The following is a 5,253-nucleotide window of genomic DNA, read 5'->3' as shown; positions in this document are numbered from 1 at the left end:
GGAGGCATCGCCCCCGTCGACCTGGCCCAGGCCAGCATCGGCCCCGGCATGGCCATCTACTCCCGCTACCGCCGCGTCGAAGAGGTCGACGGCACCCCGATCAGCGTGCGCAGCGCCCTCCAGCTCATCAACCGTGTCCTCGATGAGGTCCTGGCCGCCCAGGAAGGCGACTTTGACAATGAAACCCGCTGGGCCTTAGCCTGGTTCGAACAATTCGGCTTCGTCAACGGCGAGTTCGGCAGCGCCGAAACCCTCTCCAAAGCCAAAAATATTTCCGTCCAGCGCCTGAGCGAGAGCGGCATCGTGCGCTCGCACGGCGGCAAAGTGCGCCTGCTGCGCGGCGAAGAGCTGCCCGAGCGCAAGCGCCTCAACGACGGCCAGCCGCTCACCACCTGGGAATTCACCCTGCGCCTGGCTCACGCCCTCCTCAAAGGTGGAGGCGAAGAGGAGGCTGGCAGGCTCCTCAGCCAGAGGCAAGACCTGGCTGCAGCGGCCCGCGAACTGGCCTATCGCCTCTACACCATCTGCGAGCGCCGCGGCTGGGCCCAGGAGGCATTGCCCTATAACAGCCTGGTCGTCGCCTGGCCCGACATCAGTCAGAAGGCCCTCCGCTACGCCAGAAGCGAAGTCGCCGAACAGGAGCGCCTGCTGCCAGAATAATCAGCCAGGGGGCAAGCCACCGCTTACCGGGCGCCAAAAACGCGCCCGGTAGGCGTTTACCCCAATGAGAGTGAACCGGATACCCAACTTTCGCCTCAATAAGCGTCTTCCAGATCAAGCTAGTAAGCAACTGGAGAGGAGCCACGCCCCCTATGCCACGCACCAACCACGAATACGTCGGTCAGGCCCTGACGCTGTTGCGGGACGGCCTCAAGCCCTTCGTCGAGCGCGAGATGGAGCAATCCTACGGCTCCAACTGGCGCAAACAGGCCAGCCAGTCCCTGCACAAAGAGCACATCACAGAAGACCAAGACATTCTGCGAGACATCCAGGCCCTGCTGCTGATCATGTGGGATCACTGGAACACCGTCTTTAATCAGACGTTGGGGCCAATGGAGCGCAGCCTGGTCAGCGAGCTGCGCACCATGCGCAACCGCTGGGCCCATCAAGAGCCGTTCGACACCAGCGACGCCTACCGCGTCTGCGACAGCGCCCAGCGCCTGCTTGAAGCCGTCTGTGCCGAGCACGAGGCCAGTCAGTGCGAGCAGCTCATGACTGAGCTGATGCGCCGGCGCTACGAACAACAGACCCAGCGCCAGGCGCAGCGGACCTCGGCCCTGATTGCCGAGAAAGGCGTCGAAGGGCTACCTTCCTGGCGCACCATCATCACGCCGCGGCCCGACGTCATCGGAGCAGAATACACCCTGGCCGAATACGCCGCCAACCTGGCCCAGGTGGTCCAGGGCAGCGCCCCGCCCGAGTACCAGGACCCGCGCGAATTCTTCCAGCGCACCTACCTGACCGAGGGCCTGCGCCGCCTGCTGACCAACGTCCTGCGCCGCCTCAGCGGCCAGGGCGGCGACCCCGTCATCAACCTGCAGACCAACTTTGGCGGCGGCAAGACACACGCCCTGCTGGCCCTCTACCACCTCTTCTCGGGCCGCCCGGCCTCCGAGCTGGCCGGCATCGAAAGCCTCCTGCCAGAGGTCGGCCTGAGCAGCCTGCCCGGCGTGCAGCGCGCCGTCATCGTCGGTCACGCCATCTCGCCCGGCGAGGTCCAGCGCAAGCCAGACGGCTGCATTGTGCGCACCTTCTGGGGTGAGCTGGCCTGGCAGCTACTCGGCAAAGACGGCTACGAGCGCGTCGCCGAGGCCGACCAGCACGGCGTCAGCCCCGGCTCCGACGCCCTGCGCGACATCTTCAGCGCCGCCGCGCCCTGCCTGATCCTCATCGACGAATGGATCGTCTACCTGCGCCAGCTCTACCGCGCCTCCAACCTGCCCGCCGGCTCCTTCGAGGCCAACCTCAGCTTTGCCCAGTCCCTCAGCGAGGCCGTCAGCAGCACCCCGCGCGTCCAGCTGGTCGCCTCGCTACCCGCCTCCGACAGCGAAGCCGGCGGCGAGGGCGGCAAAGAGGCCCTGACCCGCCTGAGCCAGACCTTTGGGCGCCTTGAAGCCCCCTGGAGTCCCGCCAACCCCGAGGAGAGCTTTGAAATCGTGCGCCGGCGCCTCTTCACCGACCTGACCACCCAAGAGCAATTCAAAGCGCGCGACACCGTGGCGCGCACCTTTGTCAAGTTCTACGAGCAGCACCAGCAGGAGTTTCCCAGCGCCTGCCACTCCTCTGCCTACGAAGAGCGCATCAAGAGGGCCTACCCCATCCATCCCGAACTCTTCGACCGCCTCTACGGGTCCTGGTCGAGCCTCGAACGCTTCCAGCGCACCCGCGGCGTCCTGCGCCTGATCGCCACCGTCGTGCGCACGCTCTGGGAGCGCGGCGACCCCAACCCGCTCATCATGCCCGGCAGCATCCCCATCGACGCCCCCATCGTCCAGGACGAACTGATGCGCTACCTGGAAGATAACTGGCGTCCGGTGATCGCCAACGATGTCGACGGCCCCGGCTCGCTGCCACTGCGCCTCGACGGCGAGTATCCCAACCTGGGCAACCTGGGCGCCAGCCGACGCGTGGCGCGCACCCTCTACCTGGGCACCGCGCCTACTGTCCACAGCCCCAACCGCGGCCTGACGGTCAGCGAAATCAAGCTTGGCTGCGTCATGCCCGGCGAAAATATCCCGGCCTTCAGCGACGCCCTGGGCCACCTCTCCAACCGCTCAACCCACCTCTGGTACGATGGCCAGCGCTACTGGTACGACACGCGTGTCAGTATCACGCGCCTGGCCCACGATCGCGCCCGCCAGGTGCAGGACTATGAGATCACCCAGGAGCTTGAGCAGCGCCTTGGAGCGCTCAACAGTCCCAAGCAGCGCGGCGCCTTCGCCCGTATCCACGTCTTCCCCACCAGCAGCGCCAATGTCCCCGACGAGAACAACGGCGTCGCCCTGGTCATCCTGGGACCAAATTGCACCCACGGCGCCAAAGATTCCCAGAGCAGAGCCTATCAAGAGGCTTACCGCCTGCTGCAGGAGCACGGCAACGGGCGCCGCCAGTATTGCAACACGCTGGTCTTCCTGGCCGCCGATCGCCACCGTATCGACGACCTCAAGGAGGGCATGCGCGAGTTCCTGGCCTGGAAAGGCATTTGCGACGATAGCGAGAGCCTCAACCTGGACCTCGCCCAGCTCAACCAGGCCCAGGGCAAGCAGCAGGAGGCCAATCGGACGGTTAACCTGCGCATTCCCGAAAGCTACTGCTGGCTGCTCACCCCCGAACAGAGCAACGCCCGCGATAGTGGCAGCATCCACCTGGATGAGCGTCAGCTGAAGATGACCGGGCAGGAGCCGAAGCAGATCGCCCAGACCGTGAGCGCCACCCTGCGCGACAGCGAACAGCTTGTCGAGCGCTACGCCCCGACCTGGCTGCGCCGAGAACTGGACAGCATTCCGCTCTGGCGCGGCAACCACGTCAGCGTCAGGGAGCTGCTGGACTTCTACGGGCGCTACCTCTATCTGAAGCGCCTCAAGAGTCCCGAGGTCCTGCGGCAGGCCATCGCAGAGGGCGTGGCCCTGGCACAGTGGCGCGACGAGAGCTTTGCCTATGCCGATAGCTGGGATGAGAGCCGTGAGCGCTACCTGGGGCTGCGCGCCGGTCAGCCCATGAGCAAGGAGCAGGTGCAGCCTTCCGGCCTGCTGGTCAAGGCGGAGGTGGCCGCCGCCCAGCTAGAGGCCGAGGCACGGGCCAGAGCCGAAGCCGAGCGCGCGCGCCTGGCCCAGACGGCGGCCAGTACGCTGAGCGCGCCCGCGACCGCTGGCGGTACGCCCTCGGTGGTTCAGGCCTCTCCCGCAGTCCGCGAGCAGAGCCTGCCCGGGGGCACGACCTACACCCCCACAACCGCCGGCGGCGCAGCGTCGCCGGCCCCCGAACCAGAAGCGCAACGCTTCCACGGGGCCGTCTCGCTTGATCCCCGGCATCTCTCCAGCGGCGCCAGCACCATCGCCACGGAGGTCATCCAGCATCTGCTGAGCCTGCCCGGAGCCAGAGTCGAGGTGACTCTGGAGATACAGGCGACCTTCCCCGACGGCTTCCCGTCCCACAAGCGCCAGATCGTCGAGGAGAACTGTCGCACGCTCAAATTCTCAGACTTCGGCTTCGAGAGCGAATAGTCTACCCAGCAGAACAGTCAGCCAACCAGCCACCTGGCTAGCCAGCCAGACTGGGACGCCAGCCCGCCTCAGCTCAACGTCACTCAATGAGATGAGGCAAGCCACCGAGACGGCGCGTCCTGGGGTCCTGGTCTGGCATGGCCTCCTCCTCGCGCGAGGTACGGGCATCGGGTGGGCCGTCTGTGGTCTGCAGCAGAGCGAAGGCCGGCGCCTCATCTTCAGCAGCTTCATCCGGTGAGGCTGCCAGAGCCAGAGCGGCCAGCTCGCGGCGGAAGGGCCAGAGGAGGATCTGCCAGGCCCGCGCCGGCGGCAGTCCTGCCAGGTGGGTCCGCGCCGCCGCGATGGCCTGCCAGACCTCGCGTACATGCTCCATTGCCTCGGCCTGCTCCTCGCTCTGACCCAGGGTCGCGACCGCCTCCTCCAGATGCCGCCAGGTTGCCGGCGACTCGCCCTGTCTGGCGGAGGTGGGCGTCAGTGTCGGCCCCTGCTCCTGTATGCGCCGCACCAGCTCAAGGCCGGGCGTTGACCGCTGGCGGATCTTCATGTTCGGTTTCCTCCTTTGTGCTTGATACCTCCTCTCCGGTTGAGCAATCTGCCTGGGCCTGCCGGCCCAGACGGCCTGGCTCGTTCTGGCACCAGGCGAGTAGATCGGGCGGGCACTGCTCCCAGGGGACATGCGCCAATGGGTCGCAGTGGCGGGAGAGGCAGAGACGCTGGCGCAGCAGGGAGAGGTGAACGGCGACGGTGTGAGGTGCGAGGCCCAGGTGAGCGGCAACGGCCTGGCGGGAGAGACCGCGGCGCAGCAAGAGGACGATCTGCCACTGGCGCATGGTTAGAGGTCGTCGCTGCTGGTCGTCGGCCCTGGGCCGGCAAGTAAGAGTCATAAGGTGTCTTCCTCCTTCAGCGAGTGAATACAGGTAGTAACGAACATCATCTTGTCGGGATGATCAAGCAAGCTGTCTATGATGAAGGGAAGAACGAGGGTGGGGAAAGTGGCCAGGGAGCCGGGGGGAGAGGTGGAGCGGAAGGG

Annotated in this window: 3 protein-coding genes and 1 pseudogene; 2 read left to right on the top strand and 2 right to left on the bottom strand. The window is 66.2% G+C overall.

From position 1 onward, the window contains the following. Window positions 1-660: pseudogene (locus IRZ31_RS19965) on the top strand (hypothetical protein); the annotation flags it as partial. A gap of 152 nt (window positions 661-812) precedes the next feature. Continuing rightward, window positions 813-4,223 (top strand): Swt1 family HEPN domain-containing protein, encoded by a 3,411-nt coding sequence (locus IRZ31_RS19960; protein ID WP_297157075.1) that lies wholly within the window; start codon window positions 813-815, stop codon window positions 4,221-4,223. Between the two features lie 79 nt (window positions 4,224-4,302). Here IRZ31_RS19960 and IRZ31_RS19955 read toward each other — a convergent pair whose 3' ends face one another. Together IRZ31_RS19955 and IRZ31_RS19950 are read right to left on the bottom strand one after the other, a co-directional pair. Beyond that, window positions 4,303-4,767 (bottom strand): hypothetical protein, encoded by a 465-nt coding sequence (locus tag IRZ31_RS19955; protein ID WP_297157072.1) that lies wholly within the window; start codon window positions 4,765-4,767, stop codon window positions 4,303-4,305. After that, complete coding sequence (locus IRZ31_RS19950) at window positions 4,733-5,107, bottom strand: LuxR C-terminal-related transcriptional regulator (protein WP_297157070.1); 375 nt, start codon at window positions 5,105-5,107, stop codon at window positions 4,733-4,735. Before IRZ31_RS19950 ends, IRZ31_RS19955 begins: the two co-directional genes overlap by 35 nt. Between the last annotated feature and the right edge of the window lie 146 nt (window positions 5,108-5,253).

Source organism: Thermogemmatispora sp., assembly GCF_019683635.1.
Classification (GTDB): Bacteria; Chloroflexota; Ktedonobacteria; order Ktedonobacterales; family Ktedonobacteraceae; genus Thermogemmatispora.
This window is presented reverse-complemented; position numbering and strand designations above follow the sequence as displayed.

What these genes read in the sequence shown, in the direction of transcription:
- IRZ31_RS19955 (WP_297157072.1), bottom strand. Translation starts at nt 4,767, where the DNA reads ATGAAGATCCGCCAGCGGTCAACGCCCGGCCTTGAGCTGGTGCGGCGC.
- IRZ31_RS19950 (WP_297157070.1), bottom strand. Translation starts at nt 5,107, where the DNA reads ATGACTCTTACTTGCCGGCCCAGGGCCGACGACCAGCAGCGACGACCT.
- IRZ31_RS19960 (WP_297157075.1), top strand. Translation starts at nt 813, where the DNA reads ATGCCACGCACCAACCACGAATACGTCGGTCAGGCCCTGACGCTGTTG.